Annotated in this window: 21 protein-coding genes and 1 pseudogene; 8 read left to right on the forward strand and 14 right to left on the reverse strand. The window is 68.3% G+C overall.

Going from position 1 to position 24636, the window contains the following annotated elements:
- Nucleotides 1-113: 113 nt before the first annotated feature.
- A complete protein-coding gene (locus E0W60_RS25005; RefSeq protein WP_135705931.1) occupies nt 114-947 on the forward strand; it encodes an aldo/keto reductase in 834 nt (277 codons plus the stop codon).
- A 19-nt stretch (nt 948-966) separates the two neighbouring features.
- On the opposite strand, the gene E0W60_RS25010 is transcribed toward E0W60_RS25005, so the two are convergent.
- Complete coding sequence (locus tag E0W60_RS25010; protein ID WP_135705932.1) at nt 967-1389, reverse strand: hypothetical protein; 423 nt, start codon at nt 1387-1389, stop codon at nt 967-969.
- A gap of 188 nt (nt 1390-1577) precedes the next feature.
- Here E0W60_RS25010 and E0W60_RS25015 point away from each other — a divergent pair, with 188 nt between their 5' ends.
- Together E0W60_RS25015 and E0W60_RS25020 are read left to right on the forward strand one after the other, a co-directional pair.
- Nucleotides 1578-2156: a BPSL1445 family SYLF domain-containing lipoprotein gene (locus E0W60_RS25015; protein WP_133092347.1), complete on the forward strand. Its 579-nt coding sequence runs from the start codon at nt 1578-1580 to the stop codon at nt 2154-2156.
- Nucleotides 2157-2262: 106 nt separating this feature from the next.
- Nucleotides 2263-3162: a recombination-associated protein RdgC gene (locus E0W60_RS25020; protein WP_135705933.1), complete on the forward strand. Its 900-nt coding sequence runs from the start codon at nt 2263-2265 to the stop codon at nt 3160-3162.
- Nucleotides 3163-3207: 45 nt separating this feature from the next.
- Here E0W60_RS25020 and E0W60_RS25025 read toward each other — a convergent pair whose 3' ends face one another.
- The 11 genes from E0W60_RS25025 to E0W60_RS25075 all read right to left on the reverse strand — a co-directional run bounded on the left by E0W60_RS25025 (nt 3208) and on the right by E0W60_RS25075 (nt 17249).
- The gene (locus E0W60_RS25025) at nt 3208-3651 is read right to left on the reverse strand and encodes a thioesterase family protein (protein WP_133092349.1); all 444 of its coding nucleotides are present in this window, start codon (nt 3649-3651) and stop codon (nt 3208-3210) included.
- A gap of 121 nt (nt 3652-3772) precedes the next feature.
- A complete protein-coding gene (locus E0W60_RS25030; RefSeq protein WP_135705934.1) occupies nt 3773-5125 on the reverse strand; it encodes a BatD family protein in 1353 nt (450 codons plus the stop codon).
- Nucleotides 5122-6759 (reverse strand): VWA domain-containing protein, encoded by a 1638-nt coding sequence (locus E0W60_RS25035; protein ID WP_135705935.1) that lies wholly within the window; start codon nt 6757-6759, stop codon nt 5122-5124. Before E0W60_RS25035 ends, E0W60_RS25030 begins: the two co-directional genes overlap by 4 nt.
- Entirely contained in the window at nt 6759-7781 is a 1023-nt protein-coding gene (locus tag E0W60_RS25040) for a vWA domain-containing protein (RefSeq protein ID WP_135705936.1), read from the reverse strand. Before E0W60_RS25040 ends, E0W60_RS25035 begins: the two co-directional genes overlap by 1 nt.
- Entirely contained in the window at nt 7768-8313 is a 546-nt protein-coding gene (locus E0W60_RS25045) for a DUF4381 domain-containing protein (protein WP_135705937.1), read from the reverse strand. Before E0W60_RS25045 ends, E0W60_RS25040 begins: the two co-directional genes overlap by 14 nt.
- On the reverse strand, nt 8310-9338 hold the full coding sequence (locus tag E0W60_RS25050) for a DUF58 domain-containing protein (RefSeq protein ID WP_135705938.1): 1029 nt from the start codon (nt 9336-9338) through the stop codon (nt 8310-8312). Before E0W60_RS25050 ends, E0W60_RS25045 begins: the two co-directional genes overlap by 4 nt.
- Nucleotides 9339-9354: 16 nt before the next feature.
- A complete protein-coding gene (locus E0W60_RS25055; RefSeq protein WP_135705939.1) occupies nt 9355-10332 on the reverse strand; it encodes an AAA family ATPase in 978 nt (325 codons plus the stop codon).
- A complete protein-coding gene (locus tag E0W60_RS25060) occupies nt 10319-12967 on the reverse strand; it encodes a fused MFS/spermidine synthase (protein ID WP_135705940.1) in 2649 nt (882 codons plus the stop codon). Before E0W60_RS25060 ends, E0W60_RS25055 begins: the two co-directional genes overlap by 14 nt.
- A gap of 58 nt (nt 12968-13025) precedes the next feature.
- On the reverse strand, nt 13026-14756 hold the full coding sequence (locus E0W60_RS25065; protein WP_431189887.1) for an arylsulfatase: 1731 nt from the start codon (nt 14754-14756) through the stop codon (nt 13026-13028).
- Between the two features lie 56 nt (nt 14757-14812).
- Entirely contained in the window at nt 14813-15895 is a 1083-nt protein-coding gene (locus tag E0W60_RS25070) for an HAD family hydrolase (RefSeq protein ID WP_431189915.1), read from the reverse strand.
- Between the two features lie 43 nt (nt 15896-15938).
- Nucleotides 15939-17249, reverse strand: coding sequence for a formylglycine-generating enzyme family protein (locus tag E0W60_RS25075; protein WP_431189888.1), 1311 nt, complete (start codon nt 17247-17249; stop codon nt 15939-15941).
- Between the two features lie 276 nt (nt 17250-17525).
- Here E0W60_RS25075 and E0W60_RS25080 point away from each other — a divergent pair, with 276 nt between their 5' ends.
- A complete protein-coding gene (locus E0W60_RS25080; protein ID WP_135705942.1) occupies nt 17526-18536 on the forward strand; it encodes a Bug family tripartite tricarboxylate transporter substrate binding protein in 1011 nt (336 codons plus the stop codon).
- Between the two features lie 104 nt (nt 18537-18640).
- Here the strand turns inward: E0W60_RS25080 and E0W60_RS25085 are convergent.
- Together E0W60_RS25085 and E0W60_RS25090 are read right to left on the reverse strand one after the other, a co-directional pair.
- A pseudogene (locus E0W60_RS25085) lies at nt 18641-19162 on the reverse strand (DNA-binding protein).
- A 218-nt stretch (nt 19163-19380) separates the two neighbouring features.
- Complete coding sequence (locus E0W60_RS25090) at nt 19381-20538, reverse strand: CaiB/BaiF CoA transferase family protein (RefSeq protein WP_240746004.1); 1158 nt, start codon at nt 20536-20538, stop codon at nt 19381-19383.
- Nucleotides 20539-20809: 271 nt separating this feature from the next.
- Here E0W60_RS25090 and E0W60_RS25095 point away from each other — a divergent pair, with 271 nt between their 5' ends.
- From E0W60_RS25095 to E0W60_RS25110, 4 genes are all read left to right on the forward strand, one after another.
- Nucleotides 20810-21616 carry an IclR family transcriptional regulator gene (locus E0W60_RS25095; RefSeq protein ID WP_135705944.1) on the forward strand — a complete coding sequence of 269 codons (807 nt, stop codon included), beginning with the start codon at nt 20810-20812 and terminating at the stop codon, nt 21614-21616.
- 128 nt (nt 21617-21744) lie between these two features.
- Nucleotides 21745-22746 carry a Bug family tripartite tricarboxylate transporter substrate binding protein gene (locus tag E0W60_RS25100; RefSeq protein WP_135705945.1) on the forward strand — a complete coding sequence of 334 codons (1002 nt, stop codon included), beginning with the start codon at nt 21745-21747 and terminating at the stop codon, nt 22744-22746.
- A gap of 66 nt (nt 22747-22812) precedes the next feature.
- Nucleotides 22813-23985 carry an acyl-CoA dehydrogenase family protein gene (locus tag E0W60_RS25105; protein WP_135705946.1) on the forward strand — a complete coding sequence of 391 codons (1173 nt, stop codon included), beginning with the start codon at nt 22813-22815 and terminating at the stop codon, nt 23983-23985.
- Between the two features lie 130 nt (nt 23986-24115).
- The gene (locus E0W60_RS25110) at nt 24116-24619 is read left to right on the forward strand and encodes a GNAT family N-acetyltransferase (RefSeq protein ID WP_133092365.1); all 504 of its coding nucleotides are present in this window, start codon (nt 24116-24118) and stop codon (nt 24617-24619) included.
- Nucleotides 24620-24636: the final 17 nt, after the last annotated feature.

Genomic DNA, 24636 nt, shown 5'->3' on the forward strand with positions numbered 1-24636 from the left:
CCGGACTGGTCTGAAGCAATCGGGGGCCCCGCCGCTTGTACATTTAGTGCGTTGTTAACTAGTGTGAGTTGGGTGCCGCCGGCATCCAACCCGGCCATCCTGGAATCCGACGCATGAAACAGATCACCCTGCCCGACGGCGAGCGCATCCCCGCGCTCGGCATGGGAACGTGGAACATGGGCGAGTCGCCCGCCGCGCGCGCCGAAGAGATCGCCACGCTGAGGCTGGGCCTGGACCTGGGCCTGCGGCTGATCGATACCGCCGAGATGTATGGCGAGGGCCAGTCCGAGGAGATGATCGGCGAGGCCGTGGCCGGACGGCGCGACGAAGCCTTCCTGGTCAGCAAGGTCTATCCGTTCAACGCCAGCCGCCGCGGCACCGTGCAGGCGTGCGAGCGCAGCCTGCAGCGGCTGCGCACCGACCGCATCGACCTCTACCTGCTGCACTGGCGCGGCGGCGTGCCGCTGGAAGAGACCGTCGCCGCCATGCAGGCGCTGCAGCGCGACGGCAAGATCCGCCACTGGGGCGTCAGCAACCTGGACCTGGCAGACCTGCAGGAGCTATGGGACGCGCCCGGCGGCGACGGCATGGCAACCAACCAGCTGCTGTACAACCTCGGCCGGCGCGGCATCGAATGGGACCTGTTGCCGTGGCTGCGCCAGCGCGGCATCCCGGTGATGGCCTACTCGCCGATCGAGCAATCGCGGCTGCTGGGCAACCCGGGGCTGAAGCGCTTCGCGCGCGACCACGGCATGACCGCGGCGCAGGCGGCGCTGGCCTGGCTGCTGGCGCAGGACGGCGTCATCGCCATCCCCAAGACCGGCCGGCGCGAGCGCCTGCAGGAGAATATCGGCGCGCTGTCGCACCCGTTGTCGGCGGCCCAGCTGGCCGAACTCGACCGCATCTTCCCGCCTCCGGACGGGCCGGGGGCGCTGGAGATGCTGTGAGCGCGCCCGCGGCGCGGCGTCAGTTCACGCGCGACGCGTAGCGTTGGTTCTCGACATAGCGCACCAGGTAGTTGCGCGCCTTGTCGCGGGTATCGGCAGTGACGCGCGCCGCCGCCTGGCGGGCGCTGTTCTTGCCGTGCGCCGACGACATCTGGCCGTCCAGGTAACTGCGGAAAGAGTCGTGCATGGCGTTCAGGTCGGACTGGCATGCGGCTAGCGCCGCATTCGCCACGTCTTTCGACTGGCCCTTGGACGACAGGTTGTCGTCGGCCTTCTCCTTGACGCAGTCCATGTATTTGGCGCGCAGCGCCTGCCAGCCGCTGCTGTCGGCGGTGGCGGCGCTGGCGGCAGCGTTGGTAGTTTCACTGGCGGGTCCGGTCGAGGGCTGGGAAGCGCACGCGGCGAGCAAGGCCAGTGGCAGGGCGGTAAGTAATTTCTTCATGCCTTGATGATGCGATGCGGCGGTGCCGCATGGATGCGTAGTCATTTCTGGAGCCGACAAACTGCCATGAATGCCCGGGCGAGGCTACCTTCGTCACAAATGGAAACGACTCGTCACCACGTGATCTTTTGTCCGAGTGCTTTTGCCGCCTATGCTTCAGAGACGACAACAACACCCAAGGAGACAAGATGAAACGTCGAAACTTCCTGACCGCCAGCGCGGGCCTTGCCCTGGGCAGCCTGGCACTGGGTGCCTGCACCACCACAAAGCCCGACGCACCGACCGACAAGGCGGCACGGCGCCGCGAGCTGGACTCGGGCGTCGATGCCACGTTGTCGCGCCTGTATGGCTCGGTCAACGGCTCGCGTGAACTCGGCAATCGCGCGCGCGGCATCCTGGTGTTCCCCAAGACCTTGTCGGCGGGCTTTATCGTCGGCGGCGAATATGGGGACGGCGCGCTGCGCTCGGGCGGCGCGACGCGCGGCTATTACCGCCTGGTCTCCGGCTCGGTCGGCTGGCAGATCGGCGCGCAGTCCAAGTCGGTGATCCTGATGTTCCTGACGCAGGACGCGTACGACAAATTCGTGCGCAGTTCAGGCTGGACCGCTGGTGTCGACGCTACCGTCGCGCTGGCGACGGTCGGCGCCAGCGGCGTGCTCGACACCAATACCGCGCAGCAGCCGATCGTCGGTTTCGTGATGACCAATGCCGGGCTGATGGCAGGCCTGAGCCTCGAAGGCAGCAAGGTCACCCGGCTCGACCTGTAAGCGCCTGGCGCCGGCTTGCGCCGCACGGTCCGACGGTCGTGCGGCGGCGGTTTTTCGCGGCCATCCGCCGCGAGGGGATAGAATTCGTCCCTTTGGCCGAATTCTCATGTGGTTCAAGAACCTGCAGGTCCATCGTTTCTCCGCCCCGTGGACGCCCGGCGCCGACGAGGTCGAAGCCAGCCTGGCGAAGCACGCCTTCTACCCCGGCACCAGCCTCGAAATGCAGACGCAGGGCTGGGCCTCGCCCCGTGACAACGGCCAGCTGGTCCACGCCGTCGGCCGCCAGATGCTGCTGACGCTGCGCACCGAGAAGAAGCTGCTGCCGACCACCGTGGTCAACCAGGTCACACGCGCACGCGCCGCGGAGATCGAGGAGCAGCAAGGCTACAAGCCGGGCCGCAAGCAGCTGAAGGAACTGAAGGAGCAGGTCACCGAGGAACTGCTGCCGCGCGCCTTCAGCATCCGCCGCGACACCCGCGTGTGGATCGACCCGGACAACGGCTGGCTGGCGATCGACGCCGCTGCCGCGGCCAAGGCCGATGAAGTGCGCGGCATGCTATTCAAGGCGCTGGATCCGCTGCCCCTGGTCAACCTGCATGTCAACCAGTCGCCGGTGGCGGCGATGACCGAATGGCTGGCCGGCGACGCCGCGCCGGGCGGCTTCACCGTCGACCAGGAAATCGAGCTGCAGTCCGGCAGCGAAAGCAAGGCCACGGTGCGCTACGTGCGCCACCCCCTCGATCCTGAAGACCTGCGCCGGCACATTGCCGCCGGCAAGCGCTGCACGCGCCTGGCGATGACCTGGAACGACCGGGTCTCGTTCGTGCTGACCGACGGGCTGGTGGTGAAGAAGGTGGCGCCGCTGGACGTGATCAAGGAACAGGCCGACGGCACCACGTATGACGAAGACGAGCGCTTCGACGCCGACTTTGCCATGATGGCCGGCGAGCTGTCGGGCCTGCTGGGCGACCTGACCGAAGCGCTGGGCGGCGAGCGCAAGAGCTGATGCTGGCGGCGCGCGCTGCCGCGCGCCGGCGCACCGATACGCCGGTTACGCTACCCAGTTCACCTTGGGGAAGCGGTCGGCAAATCCGGCCGGCATCGGCATCACGGTCTTGCCGACGTAGTCGAAGAACACGAAGCCGGACTTGGCCATGGCGATCAGGGTGCCGTCAGCCGGGCGCGTGATGCGGAAGATGATGTCGCCGCCGTACTTGTTGAAGTCCATCACGCCGACTTCGAACAGCAGCTGGTCGCGCGCGTGCGCTTCGTTGCGGTACATGGTGGCCAGGTCCGTGACGATGATGCCGAGACCCTCCACCTTGTCTCCCTCGCTGCCGAACTCATAGAGGAAGCGGGCGCGCGCCTCGGAGATCATCGAGATCATCGAATCGTTGGCCAGGTGGTTGGCCGAGTTGATGTCGGTGACGCGCACGGTCAGGTGGGTCGAATAGCAGAACTGGTCGTCGGGAAGATCGAGTTGAAGGCGGGCCATGGCGGCATCGGGCAAAGTGGACAAGAAGCCGCCGCCAGGCACGCATAAGGACCATCCGATTCCGGGCAGGCTGGCGGCGAGGCGCCCATCATAGTCGATCCGGCCGGTTCGCCAGCGGGGCTCAGGGATTGAGCGGCGGCAGGGCTGCCGGCGTGGCCCGATGCGCCCGGACAGGCCGGTGTGCTGGGCCGTACTTCGGCAACAGGCCCGCCAGTTCGCTGCCGTTCCATTGCCCCGTGCCGGTGCCGGCACCGAACAGGCGCCGTTCGAGTCCATCGACGGCGGAAGCCAGCGCCGCGTCGGTGCCTGCCGCCCACTCCGATGGTGCCTTGCCCCACGCGCTGCGCGACCACACGCCAAGGGCGCGATAGGCTGCCGGCGCGTCGTTCGCGCGGCAGGCCTGCAGCAGCGCCGCGAGCCGCGCCTCGCTGCCGGCCGCCCTGGCGCTGCGCCGTGCCGCGAGCGCCCGGCGCAGGCGTGCCACGCGCGGCCGTGCCCAATGCAGCAGCAGCCATCCCAGCAGCAAAACCGGGGCGCCGCCGGCCGCCCACAGCCACAGGCGCCACGCGGTCCCGCCCTCCCCGGGCAACGGCGCGGCGTGGGGGCCGGTCGGGGACAATCCTGCAAGGTGCGGCGCGCCGGCCACGTCTACCTTCACCTCGGGCGCCTCCGATTCGCCGGGCTTGCGCGTGACCGGGTCGAACCACTCCACCTTGATCGCCGGCAGCGTATAGGTCCCGGCGTGCTCGAACACATAGGTGAGACGGTCCGTGCGGCTGCCGCCCGTGTTGCCCGCGCTGTCGTGCGCGGCATCGCTGAGTTGCGGATCGCCCGCGAACACGCGCACGCCGGCCGGCGCTTCCACCTTGGACGGCCGGATCATCATGGCCTGCGTCTGCGGCGCGAACGTGATGATAGTGCGCACCAGCGCGTCGCCGGCATGGAATTGCGCCTGCGGGCCGCTGACCGGGCGGTCGAAGCGCTGCGTGACGTTCAGGCGCGCCACCGGCAGCGTGGCAACGGCCGGCGCGCCGGCTGCGCCCGCGGCACGGATCGTGGTGGCCGGCAGCGTCACGCTGCCCTGGCGCGGCTTGCCGTCGTCGCCGGAATAAGTGAAGGCGATGGAGACCTGCGGCAACCGGAAATCTCCGCCCTGCTCCGCGGCAAACAGGTAGGTCTTCCGGATGCCGGCATAGCTCACGCCGCCGATGGTCTCGACCGTGTTCTGGCCGCGGTCGTCCGGCATGGTGACGATCGCGCCGGGCACCTGCAGTGTCGGGAAGACGGGCGCCGACAGGAAAAAGTTGGGCGCCAGTATCGTCACGTCGACGCGGATCTGCTGGCCCGGCAGCACGGGCTGCCGCGCCGCCACGTCGACGCGCACGAGGGGATCGGCCGCCAGCGCGAGCGCGCTCGCCAGCCATAGCGCAAGGCCGGCGAGCCAGATGCCGAAGCCCCGACCCGCGCGCGTCATGGTTTGGCTCCGGCGCCCGGCTGCGCCTGGCCCTGCTGCAGCGCGAACTTGCGTTGCAGCAGTTCGGTCGGCGTGGTCTGGATCGCGCGCATCCAGGTCTCCGCGCTTTCGACCGCGCCCATCTCCAGCTTCTTGCCCTCGCCTTCGGGCGGCCTGGACTCGCTGTCGTACTTCACTTCGTCGGGCTTGATGTCGGGCGGCTCCTCGCCTTCCTTCGGCTTTTCCGCCTTCGCGGCCAGCTTCTCCATGAGCGCCAGGTTTGCCGTTGCCGCGGGCCATTGCGGGCGGCGCTTCAGGGCCTCCCGGTAGCGCGCGGCCGCGTCCTTGTACTTGCCCATCCGCGCCAGCGCATCGCCCTGGTTGAAGTCGCTCTCGGGCGAATCGATCAGCGCGAAGCTCTGCACCGCCTGCGCGTACTGCCCGGCGCGGTACTGCGCCACGCCGCGCCACATGGGGTCGTCGAACAGCGCGGCGGCGGCGGCAAAATCGCCGCGCTCGAAGGCCCGGCGGCCCTGCTGGTCATGCGTGAGCCACAGGTCGACAAAGCGCGACGCGCGCGGCGCTTCGGCATCGGGCGCCGGCGCCTGCGCGCGCAGCGCCTGCTGCGGCGCCGCCAGCGCCACGGCAAGCAGCACGCCGGTGATCCAGCGCACGGTCCAGCCCTTGCGGAACCACAGCACGCCGAGCAGTGCGATGGGAACCGTCAGCCACCAGCCCTCGTCCTTCCAGCGCGTGTTGTCCGCCGACTGCTTCTGCGCGAGGTGCGACTGCACATGGCGCTGCACCCAGGCGACGTCGTCGTCGCTGTCGGGCGTGAACGTGGCGACCGGCACGCCGGTGTCCTCGCCAAAGCGCTTGAGCGCGGCCGTGTCCATGCGCGCGAACACGCGCACGCCGTCCTTCTCGACAAAGCCGTCGGTGCCGCTGCGCAGCGGGCCGCCGCGTTCGGTGCCGATCGCCAGCACCACCGGCTGGCTGCGCCCGCTGCCTGCCCGGGTCTTGAACGCGCGCACGGCGGCGGTTTCCACGCCGTCGGTCAGGAACAGGATGGTGCCGGGCACCTCCTCTTGCGCGAGCGCCGCGTCGATGGTGCGCAGCGCAAGTGCGGTGTCCCTGCCGGGCGCCGGCATGATACGGGTCTGCAGCGCATCGACGAAAGTCTGCAGCAGCATGGCGTCGTCGGTCAGCGGCAGCACCAGGTGCGTGGAGCCGGCGTAGGCCCAGATAGCGGTGCGTCCGCCGTCGCGGCGCGCCAGCAGCGCCTTGACCTTGAGCTTCGCGCGCTCGAGCCGCGTGGGCGTCACGTCGATGGCATCCATGGTCGGCGACAGGTCGATGGCGATCGCCAGCGGCGCCTTGTCGTCGAGAAACGGCGGGCGCTCGCGCTCCCACGCGGGACCGGCCAGCGCAATGGCGCCGAGCGCAAGCAGCAGCGCAGTCAGGTGCACGGGACGGATGGCCAGCCGGCGCCGCTCGCCGACCATCAACGCGTCCAGCAGGTGCGGAGCGATCGCATCGCGCCAGCGACGCCGCACATCGCCACGGCGGCGCACGGCCCACACCAGCAGCACCGCCGGGACCAGCGCCAGCAGCCACCACGGGCGCAGGAAATGGAAATCCGCGAGCGCCTGCATCACGACTCCTGCGCCGCCGGTTGCGGCGCGCCACGCCGGCGCGGACGCGCAAGCCATGCCGACCACGCCGCCATGATGAGCTGGTACGCCAGCACCATGCCAACCGCCGCGCCGAGCGGCCACATGAACAGCTCGCGCCGCGGCCGCCACGACAGCGTCTTGTGGTTGTGCGGCGTAATGCGGTCGAGCGTTGCGTAGATGCTTTCGAGTCCCTTTTGGTCGGCACCGAAGAAATAGCGTCCACCCGTCTGCGCGGCGATGCGCTGCAGCACGCCCAGATCGACGCGCTGCTCGCCCTCGGCGGAAGGATCGCCGATGCCGATCGTATGCACGATCACGTGCCGCTGCCTGGCGATCTCCGCGGCGCGTTCGGGCGGCATCTTGCTGGCGGTGTCGTTGCCGTCGGTCAGCACGATCAGCACCTTCTCGGGCGCCTGGCTCTGGTCGAACATCTTGATGCCAAGGCCGATGGCATCGCCGAACGCCGTGCTGGGCCCGGCCATGCCCGGCAGCAGGTCATGGATCATGGCCTGCACCAGCGCGTGGTCCAGCGTGAACGGCGCCAGCGGGTACGGCGCGTCGCCGAAGACGATCAGGCCGACGCGGTCGCCGGGCCGGCGCGCCACGAAGCTGCTGACTACCTCGCGCACCGCCTGCACGCGCGGAATCAGCGCGCCGGCCGGATCGCGGAAGTCCTGCGTATCCATTGACTGCGACAGGTCCAGTGCGAGCAGCAGGTCGCGCGCCGGCTGCACCTTCTCGATCGGCGCCTCCAGGAACTGCGGGCGCGCCAGCGCGGTCACCAGCAGCGCCCATGCGAGCGGCGCCAGGATGCGCTGCAGCCAGTTGCTGCGCGGCACGACCGCGCCCGGCGCCGGCTTCAGCCCCACGGCGCTGGCCACCTCGCCGAAGAACGGCAGCCGCACCGACGGGCTTTCCTCGCGATACGGCGGCAACAGCCACCACAGCAGCAAGGGCAGCGGCAGCAGCACGAAGAGCCACGGGTATTCAAACTGGTACATGGTGGCCGGCGATCCATTGCTGGCAGGCCGCGGCGGTTGCCGTCACCTGGCTGTCGGGCCATTGCGCCAGCGCGGCCGCATCGCGGTACTGCGCGTCATTGACCAGCGTCGCGAGCACCGGTGCCGCCGCGCCGGCCTTGCCCGCATAGGCTTGCAGGAACCGCGCCCACTCGGCGCCGGCCAAGCTCGCCACCTCTGTGCGCGGCCACGCCGCCAGCGCGGTGCGCTTGAGCAGCTCCGCCATGGCAACCAGCGCGTGCGCGCGAGCCTGCGGCGACGCGGACATGCCCGCGCGCAACCGTGCCAGCTCGGTCAGTGCTTCGCGGCGGTAGCGGTTGGCGCGGAAGTGGCGCCACCAGCGCCAGGCCGCGAAGGCCAGCAGCGCCAGCACGATCGCGCCGGCCACCGGCCAGCCGATGGTCTGCGGCCGCCATGACGGCGGCGGCGGCACGACCACCTCGGCCATATGCAGGAGATCGCCGGCAATCGTGGCGCTGTCGGGCGCGGCCGTGCTGTGCACCAGGTCGCTCATGGCCGCCCTCCCTGCCGGGCGCGCAGCGTTCCCTGGCCTTGCGGCAGCGCCTGCCCGAGCAGGCGGCGCAGTTGCAGCGGCGTTTCCTCCGCAGCCGACAGCGGCAGCAGCGGCACGCCGATGGCGCGGTGCCAGCCCAGCAGGTCGCGGCTCTGCGCATCGACGAATTCGGCAATGCCCTTGCGTGTCGACGCGTGGCCGAATCCCAGCTCGACCTGCAGCTCGCCGTCGCTGACGACAAGGTGGCCGGAGGCCGGCAGTTCGAGCAGGAACGGGTCATAGACCAGCATCGTCAGCAGGTCGTTGCGGGCGCTCATCGACAGCATCAGGTCGCGCGTGGCCGCGTCATGCCCGTCGAAGTCGCTGATGACGATGACGAGGTGGTCATGCCGCGCGAGCCGCGCCGCGCGCTCGAGCGCGGCATTGAGCTGGCCGGCGCCGCGCCGCGCGGGGGCATCGGCGCGCAGCGCCTGGTTATGGCGCGCGATCTCGCCGAGCATGTGCTCCACCGCCTGGCGGCTGCGGCGCGGCGCGAGCTCGGTGCATTCACCGTCGCCGAACACGAGGCCGCCGACACGGTCGCCCTCGGACAGCACGCGCCACGCGGCCAGCGCTGCGGCCTCGGCCGCGACCACGGACTTCATCGCGCGGCGGCTGCCGAAGAACATGTTGATGCGCTGGTCCACCAGCAGCAGCACCGGCCGGTCCTTTTCCTCGCTGTACACGCGTACGTGCGGCTTGCCGGTACGCGCCGTGACGCGCCAGTCCATGCTGCGGATATCGTCGCCGGGCAGGTAGCCGCGCACCTCCTCGAAGGTCAGGCCGCGCCCGCGCACCCTGGAGGCATGCCGGCCGGCCAGCACGCTGTGCACGGGCTGCCGCGGCAGGAAATGGAAATCGCGCGCGGCAACTTCGAGCGCCGCCAGCGCCGCGGCATCGACGCTGACACCAGGCTGCGCGCGCGAATCAGGCCCCTCCCCGGCGGGCACCGGCGAGCGGCCGAGCGAGGCAAGGTGGGAACGCATGGCGCCGCCCGCCGCGTCAGGCCACGGCCACCTGCCGCACCAGGCGGTCGATCACGGCATCGGCGCTGACACCGGCCGCGTGCGCCTCGTACGACAGGATCAGGCGGTGGCGGAAGACCTCGTGCACCACGGCCTGCACATCCTCGGGCGAGACGAAGTCGTGACCGCGCAGCCAGGCATGGGCGCGCGCCACCTTGTCCAGCCCGATCGAACCGCGCGGGCTCGCGCCGACCTGGATCCAGCGGTCCAGCTCGTCGTCGACGGCCTTGGGTTCGCGCGTGGCATGCACGAGCGCCACCATGTAGCGCGCGACCGCTTCGCTCACGTGGATGCCGTGGATCTCGGCCCGCGCGGCGAAGATGACTTCAGGCGCCAGCTTCTGCGCGGCGGCCGACTGCGCGCCCGGGGCGGCCCCGGACTCCTCGGCGCGCGCCAGCGCCACGATCTGCGCCTCGGCGTCGGCCTCGGGATAGGTCACGTTCACGTGCATCAGGAAGCGGTCCATCTGCGCTTCGGGCAGCGGGTAGGTGCCTTCCTGCTCGATCGGGTTCTGCGTAGCCATGACCAGGAACAGCGGATCAAGCTTGTGGGTGACGCCGCCGACGGTGACCTGGCGCTCTTCCATGGCTTCGAGCAGCGCCGCCTGCACCTTGGCCGGCGAGCGGTTGACCTCGTCGGCGAGCACCAGGTTGGCGAAGATCGGCCCGGGCTGGAAACGGAACTCGCCCTTGCCGCCCTCGGCGTAGTACACCTCGGAGCCCGTGATATCGGCCGGCAGCAGGTCGGGTGTGAACTGGATGCGCGACAGCTTCGCCTCCAGGTTCCGCGCCAGCACCTTGATCGCGCGCGTCTTGGCCAGCCCCGGCAGCCCCTCAACCAGCAGGTGGCCGTCAGCGAGCAGGCCCAGCAACATGCGCTCGATCATGTGCTGCTGGCCGACGATGGCTTCGCCCATCCGCTGCTGCAGTGCCAGCACGTCGTCACGGGTGCTCATGGGGCTTCCTCGATGGCGCCGGCCCGGGCGTTCGGCGGCCACCTCCGAACCAGGCGTAGTAAGGGTTGTCGGGATCGGCACGCATGACTTGCTGCATATGCAGCGCCCACGCGTCGCGGTCGCCGTAATAGGCGTCGAGGCCGGCAGTGTAGAAAGTGTGCAGCGTTTCGCGTTCGCGCCCGATGTCGGCGATCAGCCCGGCATCGGCACCCGTCACCGTCGGCTCGGTCTGCAGCGTCAGCAGGCGCTGCAGGACCTGCGGGAACTCGGCGCGCCGCACCCAGGTAGCGTATTCGATGCGCGGGCGGTCGTCGGTCACGGCGGGCGCATCGCCGGCATAGCGCTCCAGGCCCGCGCGGTCCGTCACCCAGGTCGCCAGCAGCGCTGCCGGCGACGCCACGCCCACCGCGCGCAGCGCCGACGCGACTTCGGGCTCCGCAAAACGCTGGCGGATGCGCACCGCATCGAGTGTGATCGGCGACGGCGAACCGACCAGCATCATCTCGTGCAGCTCCGTGGTCCACAGCGTCGCGTGCGGGAACACGTCGAGGAAGCTACGCACCAGCGAGCGCGTGTCTTCATCGTTCTGCGTGGGCAACGGCAGCCATTGCGCGACCAGTCCGCCCGGTTGCAGCCGTGCCGCGGCGAGGCGATAGAAATCGGTCGAGTACAGGTTGACCACGCCCGCGGCCGAAGGCGGCGGCGGTTCCAGCGTGATCAGGTCGTAGCGTTGCTCGCTCTGCAACAGTTCGCGCCGGCCGTCACGCAGGCGGATCTCGACGCGCTTGTCCCCGGCCACGCCGAAGTTGCCCTGGAACTGCGGCACGGCGCGCAGCACCGGCGGCAGCAGTTCGGCCACCACGCGCTGTTCCAGGCCCGGATATGGCAGCGTGGCAGCGGCCGTGATGCCGGTGCCGAGGCCGATCACCAGCGCCGAGCGCGGCGTGCCGCCATGCACGATCAGCGGCAGCAGCGCCTGCAATCGCATGTAGCGCAGCGACGTCATGGTGTCGCCGGAATTGGACACGCCCTGGATATAGAGGCGGTTGAATGTGTGGCTCGGCGACGACTGCTTCACCACCGCCACGGTGGCGCCGCGGCCTTCCTCGTAAAACACGATCTCGCCGCCACGTGCGCGCGCCAGCAGCGTGGCGAGCCGGTCCGCGGGCGCGAGCGCCGCGGCAATCACCGCAAGCACCGCCACCATCGGCACCGACCAGCGCGCCAGCTTGCGCACACCCGAGCCGAGCGCGACCGCAACGATGCCGACCATGCCGGCGCCCACGGCCAGCAGCGACAGCGTATGGACTAGGCCGATGCGCGGCACCAGGACAAACCCCGCCACCGCCGTGCCGACGATGCCGCCCAGCGTGTTGAGCGCGACCACCGCGCCCACGCCGGCGCCGAGCCGGTGGTTGTCCACGCCCACTCGCAGCACGAACGGGAACGCCGCGCCCAGCAGCAGCGTAGGCACGAACACCACGCACAGCGCCGCAACCGCGAAACTCGCGCAGGCGGCCGCCAGGCCGCTCGACGTGGCCGATTGCACCCAGGCCGACACCCCAGCCTGCGCCTGCAGCAGCCATTCGCCAAGCACCACGATTTCGAGCAGCGCCACCAGCCCTGCGGCGGCGATCAGCATCGCGAATGCGCCCCACGGGTCGCGCGCCCGATCGGCCCGCCGCGCGGCCAGCGCGCTGCCGATGGCAAGGCCAGCAAGATAAGTCGCCAGCACCACCGTGAAGGCAAAGGTGCGCGTGCTGATGAACTGCACGATGGCCTGCGACCACACCACTTCATAGCCGAGCGCGATGCCGCCCGCGGCGGCATAAAGCACCAGCGCCAGCCGCCCGTCGTCCGCATCGCGCACGCGCTCTGCGGATGCTGGCGCGGCAGCGGTGGCGGCCGGTTCCTGCGCAGGCACGGTGCGCGAAGCCAGGACCAGCGCGGCGACCGCGGCGAGACCGTTGAGCGTGGCCGCGGCCAGCGCGCTGCCGGTGATGCCGAGCCACGGGATCAGCACGAAGCCCGCCAGCAGCGTGCCGGCAATGGCGCCCGTGGTGTTGGCGGCATACAGGCGTCCGCCATGTGTGCCGATGTAGCCGGGGCGCGACGCCAGCACACGCATCAGCACCGGCAGCGTGCCGCCCATGGCTGCCGCCGGCACGATCACCAGCACGAACGGCAACGCCCAGGCCAGCAGCCCGGCGCGGCTCTCCAGCCATGCGAACGGCGCGGCGGAGCGCGCCAGCGCCAGCGTGGCGCCAATGGCCAGCACCAGCACGGCGATTTCGAGCCACGCATACAGCCGCAGCGGCCGCGCATGGCGGTCCGCGACACGCCCGAACAACCAGCCGCCGAGTGCGAGCCCGGCAAAGAATGCGCCCACGGCGGTGGTGACGGCGTGCACATCCACGCCGACCACGAGCGCGAGCTGCTTTATCCAGAGAATCTGGTAGATCAGTCCGGCCGCACCGGACACGAAAAGCAGCAGGGCAGGTGTCAGCATGGCGCCGTGATGCGCCAGTTGACCCTGCCCTGCCTGCAAGGCGGCGCCTTCCGCGCGCCGCGGCTTGTCAGAACTGTGCCGCGCTTGCTGCTTGCCGGCGTTGGCGCCGGCATGCGCTTCTCTCATGGTGCGATCCTGGTGAAGAGGTTGGCCGGGATGACCCGGCCAACCATTGCCACTGGAATTACTTCCCGGCTGCCCCCTTGTCGAGGGACTTCATCACCGCCTCGGTCATCTGGTCGATGGTGAAGCTCGCCGGGCGCTGGCTGGGCGGGTAGTCCTTGAACGTCTGGAGGAACGGCGCCACCCGTGACGATGCATAGCTGACCATATAGGCATTCTTCGCCGTCCAGTCATAGTACTGATCGGAGACGATATCCGCCCGTTCATACGGATCCATGCGCAGGTTGAACACCTTTGGCACGCGCAGGCAGGTAAAAGGGTTGGCCCAGACTTCGAAGCCGCCCGGGTGACGCTGCTCGCAGAACACGAACTTCCAGTCGTTGTGGCGCATTGCCACCAGTACGCCGTCATCGTTGAAGTAGAAGAAGTCCTGGCGGGGCCCGGCATTGGTCTGGCCGGTCAGGTACGGCAGGAAGTTATAGCCATCCAGGTGGACCTTGAAGGACTTTCCGCCAATGTTGGCGCCCTTGAGCAGCCGGTCCTTGATGTCGGCATCGCCGGCGGCCGCAAGCAGCGTCGGGAACCAGTCGAGACCGGACATCATGGTCGTGGACACCGTGCCAGGCTTGATCTTGCCCGGCCAGCGTACCAGTGCCGGCACGCGGAATGCCCCTTCCCAGTTGGTGTCCTTCTCGCTGCGGAACGGCGTGGTTGCCGCGTCCGGCCAGGACCACTGGTTGGGTCCGTTGTCGGTCGTGTAGACAACGATGGTGTTGTCGGCAACCTTCAGGTCGTCGAGCGACTTGAGCAGCTTGCCGATGTCGCCGTCGTGTTCGAGCATGCCGTCCGCGTACTCATTGCCAGGCATGCCGCTCTGTCCGCGCATCGACTCGCGCACGTGCGTGAACGCGTGCATGCGCGTGGTGTTCATCCACACGAAGAACGGCTTGTCCGCCTTCACCTGCTTCTCCATGAAGCCGATCGCCGCCGCCGTGGTTTCGTCGTCGATGGTCTCCATGCGCTTGCGGTTCAGCGGACCGGTATCTTCCACCTTGCCGTCGGCGTAGGAGTGGAGGACGCCGCGCGGCCCATTCGCCTTGACCCAGGCCGTGTCGTTCTTCGGGTAGTACGGACGCTCAGGCTCCTCTTCCGCATTGAGGTGGTACAGGTTGCCGAAGAACTCGTCGAAGCCGTGCGCGGTCGGCAGGTACTCGTTGCGGTCGCCCAGGTGGTTCTTGCCGAACTGCCCGGTCGCATAGCCAAGCGGTTTGAGCGCCTGGGCAATTGTCACGTTCTGCGCTTGCAGGCCGACCGGCGCGCCCGGAATACCCACCTTCAGCAGGCCCGTGCGCAGCCCGACCTCGCCGGTGATGAAGGTGGAGCGGCCCGCCGTGCAACTGTTCTCGCCGTAGTAGTCGGTGAGCATCATGCCTTCGTTCGCGATCCGGTCGATATTGGGCGTGCGATAGCCCACCACACCGTGGCTGTAGGCGCTGATGTTGGTCTGCCCGACGTCATCGCCGAAGATGACGAGGATGTTCGGCTTCTTGCCGGACGGCGCGGTGGCCGCCAGCGCGGGCGCCGAAGCTGCGGCAACCGGCGCGTTGGCCGCCACCGGCGGATTCTCCTTGGCCGGCGCTGGCTCGGCCGCTACTGGCGCCGCCGGCTGCTGTTCCTTGGGCGGCGTCTCCTTCTTGCCGCAGCCCGCAATCGCAAACACGGCGGCGGCCATGGCCAGCATCACCAGCCTGGAGCCCCGCCCTTTCCCTATGCCTTCTTCATCTCGGTGCATGTTCCGCCTCCGTTCATTGACCCGTTACGGTCGGTTCACTGCTGCTCGCATCGTGCTCATGGCTTGCCGGCCGGATAAATCTGCTGCCAGTCCTGTTTCATGCTGACCACGGTCCAGCCTCGCGAGCGCGCCGCATCCAGCGCCTTGTCCAGCTTGCCCACCTTGGACTGGCGGTCGTAGGCGAACTCCCGCTCGGCGTCGTCGTGATGCACCAGCACCGCCATGCGCGGACCGTCGCCGCCGGCGGTGTACTCGAGCATTTGCAGGTCGCCGTCGGAATTGCCGACGGCGAGGATGGGCCGGCGGCCGATATGGCGGTAGATGCCGACCGGCTTGCCGGGGCCGTCATCGATAAAGTCGAGCTTGGGATCGCGCACCAGCACCGGCTTGCCGTCGCGCACCATGTAGCGCACCGCCTGCGACGAGCCGATCACCTGCTCGGGCGGGATGCCATAGACCTGCTGGCTCCACGGCCGCATGAAATCGATGGTGCCGCCGGAGACGATGTAGGTCTTGAAGCCGTTGGTGCGCAGGTAGGACAGCAGTTCCAGCTGCGGCTGGTAGACCAGCTCGGTATAGGGCCGCTTGAACCTGGGATGGCGCGCCCTGGACAGCCAGTCGCGGATGGTGCGGTCGTACTCGTCCACGTTCATGCCGCTGTTGGCAGTGGCGATCAAGCCGAGCAGCTGCTTCTGGTTTGCCATCAGCGCGTTCATGTCGTTGGCCATCAGCGCCTTGAACGCGGCATTGTTGCGCCACTCAGGATGCTGCGGCGCGGCGGCCCTGACCTGGTCGAGCAGGAAGAAGAACTGGAAATACAGCGGCTGCTCGCTCCACAGCGTGCCGTCGTTGTCGAACACCGCCACGCGCGCCTCGGGTGGCACGAAGGTGGGCGAGCCCGGGCGCGTCACGTCGGCCACGAACTTGAGCAGCGCCTGACGCGCGGCGCCATCGCGCCACGATGGCAGGGCTTGTTCGGCGGGCTGGGCCTGGGCGGCAGTGGCCTGTGCCGCGGGGGCCGCGGGTCCGGCGGGCGCGGTACAGCCGGAAAGCTGCAGGCCCGCAAGCGCCAGCGCGGCGCACAGTGCCGCGATCGTCTTGCGCGATGCGCTTGCGCGCAAGGCGCTGTTGGCAGGCATGCTCATGGCACTTGCTCCTGTGTCGTGTCGCACCGCTCCGGCATCAGCGTGACGCCGGCTGCGGCTGTCCGCCCATCGCCAGCGGCAGATGGGGCGCGTTGCGGCGCATTTCGGCCCAGCGGCTGTCGTCCATCACGAGCCGGAAGCCAAGGTGCGACATGCTGTTGAAAGGATCCGTCCCGCGCCGAGCGCTGGGGCGGTAGCTCAGGCAGTAGTCTTCGTTGCACAGGAACGAGCCGCCGCGCGTCACGCGCTTGGGCGCGTTGACCGGTACGCCAGGCTCGCTGGGATCCCATGAGGCCAGGGGGCCGGCCGGGTTCTCGATCGGCTGCGCCTTGCCGGCTTCGCGCCGGAACTGGTCGGCGCGGTACCAGTCGGCGACCCATTGCCAGGCATTGCCGGTCATGTCGGACAGTCCGTAGCCGTTGGGCGGGAACGTGCCGACCGGGCTGGTGCCCAGCGCGCCACCGGCCTTCGGGCTGACTACCTGGCTCACTGCCGGGCTGACTGCCGGGCTGACTGCCGGGCTAACAACCGGGAACGGCTGGTTCTGCTGGCCCTGCCAGACGTTGGCCATCTGCTTGCCGGCGGGCGCGAACTGGTCGCCCCATGCGTAGGTGGCCTGCTCCAGCCCGCCACGCGCGGCAAATTCCCACTCGGCCTCGGTAGGCAGGCGCTTGCCGACCCATTTGGCATAGGCCTGGGCGTCTTCGTACGACACCTGCACCACCGGATGGTCGTCCTTGCCTTCGATCGAGGTACCGGGACCTCCCGGATGACGCCAGTCGGCGCCGGGCACATAGCGCCACCAGCGCGAATAGTCCCGCAGCGGCACCGGACGCGGCGTGCCGACAAAGACCATGCCGCCGGCCACCATCGCGCTGTCGGGCGGACGCGGCGTGCCAGGGGGCAGCTGTACCTTCAGGGTCTCCCAGTCCGGCACCCGCTCCGCCGTGGTGACGTACCCCGTGGCCTCGACGAACTTGCGGAACTCGCCGTTGGTGACGTGGTGCTTGTCCATCCAGAACGCATGCACGCGCACCTTGTGCGCCGGCTTCTCGTTGGCCTGCGCCATCTTGCTGTCGCTGCCCATCAGGAATTCGCCGCCGGGTATGCGGACCATGCCGAGCGGACCGCTCTTGCCGTCGCCTTCCACCACCCCGGGCGCCTTGCCGGAGAGCGACTGCGCGTACCACCAGCTGCCGCCCGCGCCTGCCGCCATGCAGGCACAGGCCAGCACGGCAATCAGGAACGTGCGGCGTCGATGCGGCGCCGCAGCAGAGGCAGGCGGCGCTTGCGCTGCGCCGTGCGCCGGGGCCTGCGAATGAAGCCCGTTGCGCTTGCCGGTTGCCATAGGACGTCCTCCGCCAAAAGACAAAAAGGTGCAATAGCGCACCTGCGGGTATCGTCACAGAACGGTTACTGAAAAGGAATTTAGATTTCTTGCCGAGTGTGTTGAAAGATTTCACGGCGGCGCTGTCATCGCCGTTTGCTCCTCGGGGTAAATACCGTCCCACTGTCTCGTCCATAGCGCCGATGTGCCGCGCCGGCAGCGGCCCGTACGCTGCCGTTTGCCATGCGCGCAAGGCGCTACAAGACAACCAGGACGTCACAACCAGGAGGAAACACCATGCAAGCTGACCGACGCAAAGCCCTGCAGTGGCTGGGTGCAGGTTCCCTCGCCGCCACGGCCTCGGCGCTTGGCCTTGGCCATGCCCGGGCCCAGTCAGCCCAGTCCGCCGTATTGAACTATCCGTCGAGGCCGGTGCGGCTGGTCGTGCCCTACCCGCCGGGCGGCGCCACTGACGTGCTGGCACGCGCGCTTGGCGAACCGCTCGGCAAGCTGTGGCAGCGCCCGGTCATCGTCGAGAACCGCCCCGGCGTCGGCGGCATGATCGGCGCCGACGTGGTGGCCAAGGCGGCGCCCGATGGCTACACGCTGCTGCTGGCGCTGCCCAGCCTGGTGCAGACGCCCTACATGGTGGCCAAGCCCCCCTTCGATCCGCTGCGCGACCTGACCGCCATCGGCCAGCTGTGCACCTCCAGCCTGGTGCTGACCGCCAACAGCGCCATGCCACGCACGCTGCCCGAGGTGGTGAGCCTGGCCAAGTCGCAGCCGAACAAGCTTTCTTACGGCACTTATGGCATCGGCACCGGCGCCCATCTCTATATGCAGGTGTTCACGACCGGTGCCGGCGTCGAGCTGCTGCACGTCCCGTACAAGGGCGAGGCGCCGATCGCCACCGACCTGATCGGGGGCCAGATCTCGCTGGGTACGCTGTCGCCGATGACCGTGCGCCAGCATGCGCGCAGCGGCAAGCTGCAGCCGCTGGCCGTGACCGGCAACACGCGCGCGCCGATGCTGCCCGACGTGCCCACCTTCCAGGAACTCGGCTACAAGGGGCTGGACGGCCCGGCCTGGCTCGGCCTGTTCACCACGGCCGGGACGCCGCAGGCTATCGTCGAGAAGATTTCCGCGGATGTGGAGACCGTGATGGCCGCGGCCGATATCCGGCAACGCATGGCCGACCTGGGGCTGATCGTCAAGACTTCGCGCCCGGCGGCGTTCGCGGCGGTGGCGAAGGCCGACCAGGCTTATTGGGGGAATGTGATCAAGGAGTACAACATCCGGCTGGATTGAGCTGGCATGCGTCAGACGCCGTAATTGCGGAACCAGCGCACCAACTGGCTACGGCATGCCGCAGCGGGGTGTGGTGCGCTGACAGGGGCAACCGGAAGCGCTGATCAGGCCACCAACGGCCGGAACCGGCGCTCCATTGCAGGGCTCACGTCCCTGACGCGCATTGCCAGATTGACTTGCATGGTCGTGGATGCCGTTTCAATCAGTGTCCGCTCTATCTCGTAGCTGTTTTTGCTCATCCACAACAAGACCTCGCGCAGGTGCCATAGCGAACTGGCGCCTTCATGCACCGGCGGCGGAAATGACTCGGGATGGCCGATCATCAGTTTGCGCATGTTCTGGCGGGACATTCCGATCGCATCGGCAATATCCGTCAGGCCGACCAGATCCGGCGCGGCTTCGATCAGCATTGCGGATGGTATGGCACGCTTTATGTCGGCGAGCGCGCTCATGATGGCGTCCATGGCGGACTCCGCATCACGGTCAAAGGCGACTGCAATCCGGCCCGCCACGCCCGTCCCGACGATTGCGTCGTCACATCCCGCCTCCTACAGGCGTTCGACCAGGGCATCGGGATTGTTATCGTCCGGTGATAGTTGATATCTGAGGGTGAAAGAATATTCCATAGCTACCTCGCCTTCTGCAGATTGAACCGTGGTCCTGTCTCCAAGATTAAGTGCGTCTGCGTTAGTTGTCAGTTGACAACTAACGCAGACGAAAGCCTATGAATCGAAGGAGTGTGAAATAGGGACTTAAAGCGGCACTGAGAGGACACTGCAATCGGTGTGTCCTTCGCGCACGCTAAGTTCTTTCGGCGGCACCAGTCGGCAAGAACTGAAACGATTCAGATCACGCCCGCTTCCCTCAGTGCGCGCAACTCACTCGCCCCCAGGCCCAACGCGCCATAGACCAGCGCATTGTGCTCGCCCACGGCCGGGCCGCAGCACGGCGCGGCCGGTGCGTAGCCGGAGAATCTCGGCACCACGCATGGCGCCGGCACTGACCCAAGCTCGGCATCCGGCAGGCGCACGATCGCCTCGCGCGCGCGCATCTGCGGATCTTCGACAATGTCGGCGATGCTGAACACCTTGCTGAACGGCACCTGGCACGCCTCGAGCGCCGACGCCGCGTCCGCGTAGGACCGCGCAGCAAACCAGGCCGCGATCTGCGCGTCGAGCGCATCGAGATTACGCACGCGGCCGGCGTTGGTGGCGTAGTCGGCCGCGCACGCGAGCTGCGGCGCCGCCATCGCTTCTGCCAGGCGGCGGAAGGTGGCATCGGACGACGCCACCACCGAGACCCAGACATCGTCCGAGGTCCGGTACATATTCGACGGTGCCGCATAGGTAGTCCGATTGCCCGCGCGCTGGCGCACGCGGCCCAGTTGCTCGTACTCCACCGCCAGCGGCTCCAGCAGCCGGAACAGTGCTTCCGTGGCGGCCAGGTCGATCTCGCGGCCAGGCAGGTCCGGCCGCGCGCGCCGCTCCGCCACGGCGGTGGCGATGGCAAAGGCGCCGAACAAGCCAGCGACCATGTCGCCGACCGGGTAGTTCATGTGCATCGGCCCGCTCTCCGGCGAGCCTGCCAGGTTGGTGAACCCGCTCATCGCTTCAAAGATCCGCGCAAACCCGGGCCGCTGCGCATACGGTCCGGTCTGGCCGAAGCCGGTCAGCCGCAATACCACCAGGCCGGGATTGGCCGCGCGCAGGGTCTCGATATCCAGCCCCCAGCGCGCCAGCGTGCCGGTGCGGAAGTTCTCGACCAGGACATCGAACTGCGGCAGCAGCTTCAGGAAGATCTCCTTGCCGCGCGGTGTGCGCACGTCCAGCGAGATGCCGCGCTTGCCTCGGTTGGTCACTTTCCAGTACAGCGCGTGCGCGTCGGTAACGGGCTCGAGCGAGCGCAGCGGATCGCTGCCATCCGGCAGCTCCAGCTTGACGACTTCGGCGCCCATGTCGCCGCACAGCGTGGCCGAGAACGGTGCCGCCACCACGGTGGCCATGTCCAGGATGCGCACGCCCGCCAGCGGGCCGGTGCCGGCGTCGGTGTGGGTGTTGCAAGGCGTTGCCGCCGTGGCGGCGTGGTCGGGTGACGCGTTCGGCATTGGGATCTGTCTCTTCGTTTTGGGGTTGGGCGCAGGTTGCTGCGATCCAAACTGACAGCCCCGCTCGCCGGGCGCAAGCACGGTTTCGCTGTGCGGAACCGTCGTGCTACAACATTGACGAGCCCCCCTCACGGATCCGAGCATGAATGCCAACAGACCGCCGCCAGACATGGAACGCACTCCACTGCCCGGCCTTGCCAGCGCCGACGAACTCTCAACCGATCGCCAGTTCGCCAGCAACCTGGCTCGCGGGCTGGACGTGCTGCGGGCGTTCACGCCGGGCAGCCCGGTGCTGGGCAACCAGGACATCGTGGCGCGGACCGGACTGCCCAAGGCAACGGTGTCGCGCCTGACGTACACGCTCAGCCTGCTTGGCTTCCTGAGCCGGGTGCCGGGCAACCAGAAGTACCGGCTCGGCGCTGGCGTGCTGGCGCTGGCGTATCCGATGCTTGCCGGGCTGGCTATCCGCCAGATCGCGCGGCCATATATGGAAGCCATCGCCCGCGAAACCGGGTGCACGGTGAACCTGGGGATGCGCGAGCGGCTGACGGTGGTGTACGTGGACAGCTGCCGCGTCGAGCCGGGCAACGTGTACCAGCCCGACATCGGGAGTACGCGGCCCTTGCTGTCCACCTCGATCGGCCGCGCCGTGCTGCTGGCGTGCGGGGCGGAAGAGCGCGCCGCGGTGCTGAACCGGCTGCGCGTGGAAGATGCCGGGCGCTTCGAACGGGAGCAGCCGATGTGGATTGCGGAACAGGCGCACTACGCGGCGCATGGCTTTTGCCTTAGCCGCGGCGAATGGCGAACGGACATCCACGCGATAGCCGTGCCGATCCGGCAATCGCTGCATGAAGACCCGTTCGCGCTGAACTGCACCATCGCCGCCGCGCGCGACCGTGACGACATGCTGGCGCGCACGGTCGCGCAGAAGTTGCGCGAAGGCGTCAGGCAGATCGAGCTGGCGTGCGCGCGTTGATGTGATGCCAGGCAGTGACGACAAGCGGTGACGACGCCGCGGAGGTTGTAGCAAGGAGGCGCCAAGCGATCCGGCGAGATTGCGGCCTTATCGGGAAACCACGGGAACATCCCAGACCAGGAGACAAGATGCAATCCTCTCAAACAGCACGCCGGCGCCTGCTGGCCGCCATGTGCGGCTGCGCCGCGCTCGCGCCTGCCGTGGCCCTTGGCGCCGCCGACAGTGCCGACAGGTTCCCCGCCCACCCCATTCGCATCATCGCGCCGTTCTCGGCCGGCGGCGTGGTCGACACCGTCACCCGCGTCACCGCCGAGCGCATGGCCCTGCTGCTGCGCCAGCCTGTCATCGTCGAGAACCGCACCGGCGCGGGCGGCTCCATCGGCACCGACATCGCTGCCAAGGCCACGCCTGACGGCTATACCCTGCTTGCCGTCAGTCCCAGCTACGTGGTCGGGCCGCTGCTCAACAGCGCGATCAACTGGAAAGGCACCCGCGACTTCCGCGCGGTTGCCGGCTTTGGCGTGGTGCCCAACGTGATCGTGGTCCCCGCATCGTCGCGCCTGCGCACCCTGCCTGAACTGCTTGACGCCGCGCGCAGCCAGCCCGGTGCGCTGACCTACGCCAGCGCCGGCGTGGGTACCTCCAACCACCTCTCCGGCGAATTGCTCGCGCAAATGACCGAGGTCAAGCTGATGCATGTGCCGTACAAGGGCCAGCCCGAGGCGCTGACGGACGTGCTGGGCGCGCGCGTGTCGATGATGGCGCTGACCGCGGCGATCGCCCGCCAGCAGGTCCAGAGCGGCAAGCTGCGCGCACTCGCGGTGACTTCCGCCAAGCGGTCCGCGGCGTTGCCGGACATTCCCACCGTCGCCGAAGTTGCGCGCCTGCCCGGCTATGAAGTGGGCGCGTGGTTCGGACTGGTCGCGCCGCACGCCACCCCCGACGCCGTCGTGCGCAAGCTCGCCGACGCCGCGGCGCAGGCCGTCAGCGATCCTGCCGTGGTCAAGCGTCTGGCCGACATCGGCATGGACGTGGCCCCGCAATCCGCACCGGCCTTTGACCGCTACCTGGACAGCGAGTCGAAGAAGTGGACCCGCGTGCTGAAGACCGCCGGCATCAGCGCCCAGTAGCGCCTGTCGTCCACACGGCAAGACACATCCCGCTCCTTCCCAGACACCTACCCAGCTGACACTCCCATGATCCGTGACGCCGCCCGCATGCAAGCCTTGCTTGCCGACCTCCGCCAGTTCGTCCTCAATACCTGCATTCCGCTAGAAGCCGACATCGACCGCGACGACGTCATCCCTGAACCAGTGGTCGACGCCATGCGACAACTCGGATTGTTCGGACACAGCATCCCCGAGGCCTATGGCGGCGCGGGGCTGACGTCCGAAGAACTGACGCTCGTCAACATCGAAGTTTCGCAGGCCGCGACCGTCTTCCGCGCGCGCTTCGGCGGCAACACCGGCATCGCCTCCGAGTCGCTGGTCGTCGACGGCACCGAAGCGCAGAAGACGCGCTACCTGCCGCGGCTTGCATCGGGCGAGCTGACCGGCTGCTTCGCGCTGACCGAGCCCGAAGCCGGATCCGACGCCACCTCGCTGCTGACATCGGCCCGGCGCGAGGGCGACCATTACGTGCTGAACGGCAGCAAATGCTTCATCACCAACGCACCGATCGCCGACCTGTTCACCGTCTTCGCGCGCACCGACTCCGATACCCCTGGCGCGCACGGCATCAGCGCCTTCCTGGTCGAACGCGGCACGCCCGGCATCAGCACCGGCGAACCGGAACGCAAGATGGGCCAGCACGGCTCCCCGGTGGGCGACGTCTACCTGCGGGACTGTCGCGTGCCCGCCACCGCCATCGTCGGCGGCCAGCCTGGCGTCGGCTTCAAGACGGCGATGAAGGCGCTCAACAAGCAGCGCATCAACCTGGCCGGCCTGTGCATCGGCCCTGCCATCCGCCTGGTGGACGAGATGGTGCGCTACGCGAGCCAGCGGCGCCAGTTCGGCAAGCCGATCGCCGATTACCAGCTGGTGCAGCAAATGGTTGCCGACAGCAACACCGACATCCACGCCGCGCGCGCGCTGGTACTGGAAACCGCCCGCCGCCGCGACAACGGCGAGGACGTGACTATGGAGGCATCGATGTGCAAGCTGTTCGCCTCTGAAATGTGCGGACGCGTGGCGGATCGTGCGGTGCAGATCTTTGGCGGCAGCGGGTATATGGCGCGTACGGTGGCGGAGCGGTTTTATCGCGATGTGCGGTTGTTCCGGTTGTATGAGGGGACCACGCAGATTCACCAGTTGAATATTGCAAAGCGGACGATGCAGGCGCGGGAAGGAGTGCTGGATCGGGCAGGGTAACGCCCAGGTACACCCATGCGTACGGTCAACGAATGACAGCCGCTTGATTCCCCCAAAGCAATGCGTAGTACCGGTCGAATGGATTCTTGTGCGCAATAATGAAGGTGCCTGATCTCCCATCGAGAACGCCATGTCCGCACCAACGATCCATTCGGCACGCCTCGCCCTGATCCCCTTCTCCGGCGCCGATGCCGACGAAGTATGGCCTTGCATCACGCCAACCCTGGCACGCTACATGGAATGGGAACCTGCCCCATCCCTGGCGGCATTCCGTGACGTCTGGCAAGCCTGGCTGCCGGCCATGGACGACGGATCGGATTTTATCTTTACCATCCGCCGCACGAGTGACGGCCAATTCCTGGGACTGGCCGGGCTGCATCATGCCGATACGCCCGCGCCGGAATTCGGCATCTGGATCCGGGAAGACGCCCACGGCCACGGCTATGGAATGGAGGCCGTGCTGGCGGTGAAAGACTGGGCGATGGCTGCCTTGCAGCCGCCGCGGTTCATCTATCCGGTGGCGGAAGAGAATTGGGCAAGCCGGCGGATTCCGGAGGCGATGGGCGGCGTGGTAGTGGACAGCCAGCCTGCGCCGAAATATGTGCGGCTGATTTATGAAGTGCCAGCGCGGTGATGCGCGCACACAGCCGG

The sequence above is a fragment of the Cupriavidus oxalaticus genome (assembly GCF_004768545.1).
Taxonomy (GTDB): Bacteria; Pseudomonadota; Gammaproteobacteria; order Burkholderiales; family Burkholderiaceae; genus Cupriavidus; species Cupriavidus oxalaticus_A.

Bases quoted from the DNA above. Each gene is read 5' to 3' on its own strand.
- E0W60_RS25025 (WP_133092349.1), bottom strand. From the start codon at position 3,651: ATGGCCCGCCTTCAACTCGATCTTCCCGACGACCAGTTCTGCTATTCG.
- E0W60_RS25010 (WP_135705932.1), bottom strand. From the start codon at position 1,389: ATGAAGAAATTACTTACCGCCCTGCCACTGGCCTTGCTCGCCGCGTGC.
- E0W60_RS25035 (WP_135705935.1), bottom strand. From the start codon at position 6,759: ATGCAGGCGCTCGCGGATTTCCATTTCCTGCGCCCGTGGTGGCTGCTG.
- E0W60_RS25040 (WP_135705936.1), bottom strand. From the start codon at position 7,781: ATGTACCAGTTTGAATACCCGTGGCTCTTCGTGCTGCTGCCGCTGCCC.
- E0W60_RS25110 (WP_133092365.1), top strand. From the start codon at position 24,116: ATGTCCGCACCAACGATCCATTCGGCACGCCTCGCCCTGATCCCCTTC.
- E0W60_RS25100 (WP_135705945.1), top strand. From the start codon at position 21,745: ATGCAATCCTCTCAAACAGCACGCCGGCGCCTGCTGGCCGCCATGTGC.
- E0W60_RS25050 (WP_135705938.1), bottom strand. From the start codon at position 9,338: ATGCGTTCCCACCTTGCCTCGCTCGGCCGCTCGCCGGTGCCCGCCGGG.
- E0W60_RS25095 (WP_135705944.1), top strand. From the start codon at position 20,810: ATGGAACGCACTCCACTGCCCGGCCTTGCCAGCGCCGACGAACTCTCA.
- E0W60_RS25075 (WP_431189888.1), bottom strand. From the start codon at position 17,249: ATGGCAACCGGCAAGCGCAACGGGCTTCATTCGCAGGCCCCGGCGCAC.
- E0W60_RS25065 (WP_431189887.1), bottom strand. From the start codon at position 14,756: ATGCACCGAGATGAAGAAGGCATAGGGAAAGGGCGGGGCTCCAGGCTG.
- E0W60_RS25105 (WP_135705946.1), top strand. From the start codon at position 22,813: ATGATCCGTGACGCCGCCCGCATGCAAGCCTTGCTTGCCGACCTCCGC.
- E0W60_RS25060 (WP_135705940.1), bottom strand. From the start codon at position 12,967: ATGAGAGAAGCGCATGCCGGCGCCAACGCCGGCAAGCAGCAAGCGCGG.
- E0W60_RS25005 (WP_135705931.1), top strand. From the start codon at position 114: ATGAAACAGATCACCCTGCCCGACGGCGAGCGCATCCCCGCGCTCGGC.
- E0W60_RS25070 (WP_431189915.1), bottom strand. From the start codon at position 15,895: ATGCCTGCCAACAGCGCCTTGCGCGCAAGCGCATCGCGCAAGACGATC.
- E0W60_RS25055 (WP_135705939.1), bottom strand. From the start codon at position 10,332: ATGAGCACCCGTGACGACGTGCTGGCACTGCAGCAGCGGATGGGCGAA.
- E0W60_RS25020 (WP_135705933.1), top strand. From the start codon at position 2,263: ATGTGGTTCAAGAACCTGCAGGTCCATCGTTTCTCCGCCCCGTGGACG.
- E0W60_RS25080 (WP_135705942.1), top strand. From the start codon at position 17,526: ATGCAAGCTGACCGACGCAAAGCCCTGCAGTGGCTGGGTGCAGGTTCC.
- E0W60_RS25030 (WP_135705934.1), bottom strand. From the start codon at position 5,125: ATGACGCGCGCGGGTCGGGGCTTCGGCATCTGGCTCGCCGGCCTTGCG.
- E0W60_RS25045 (WP_135705937.1), bottom strand. From the start codon at position 8,313: ATGAGCGACCTGGTGCACAGCACGGCCGCGCCCGACAGCGCCACGATT.
- E0W60_RS25015 (WP_133092347.1), top strand. From the start codon at position 1,578: ATGAAACGTCGAAACTTCCTGACCGCCAGCGCGGGCCTTGCCCTGGGC.
- E0W60_RS25090 (WP_240746004.1), bottom strand. From the start codon at position 20,538: ATGGCCACCGTGGTGGCGGCACCGTTCTCGGCCACGCTGTGCGGCGAC.